Origin of the sequence: Mesorhizobium sp. M8A.F.Ca.ET.161.01.1.1 (assembly GCF_004792105.1) — a bacterium.
Classification (GTDB): Bacteria; Pseudomonadota; Alphaproteobacteria; order Rhizobiales; family Rhizobiaceae; genus Mesorhizobium.
Genome location: NZ_SRTD01000143.1, coordinates 1 through 384, shown reverse-complemented (window position 1 = coordinate 384; position 384 = coordinate 1). Strand labels below are relative to the sequence as shown.

The 384-nt window shown below is 58.6% G+C and carries 1 pseudogene; it reads left to right on the top strand.

Annotation, left to right across the window (positions count from 1 at the left end):
* Nucleotides 1–311: pseudogene (locus EN804_RS35040) on the top strand (ABC transporter substrate-binding protein); the annotation flags it as partial.
* Nucleotides 312–384: the final 73 nt, after the last annotated feature.

Sequence of the window (384 nt, the reverse complement as noted above, 5' to 3'; positions counted from 1 at the left end):
AGGACTACGACCTCACCATCGTCTCCCACACCGAGCCGAACGACATCGATATCTATTCGCGCAAGGACTATTACTTCAACTACGCAAACCCGGCCTTCAACGCCATCATCGACAAGCTCAACCTGACCTCGGACGAGGCGAAGCGGAAAGAGCTGCTGGGAGAGGCGCAGAAGATCCTGGCAGACGACGCCGTGGTCGGCTTCCTCTACGAACTGCCAAAGGTCGGCGTCTGGGACGCCAAGCTGCAGGGCCTATGGGAAAATGCGCCGATCCAGGCCAATGACCTGACCAAGGTGAAGTGGTCGGACTGAAGCTCTCCTCGTTTCGTCATCCTAGGGCGAAGCGGTGAGCGAAGCGAACTGCGCAGACCCTAGGATCCATGCC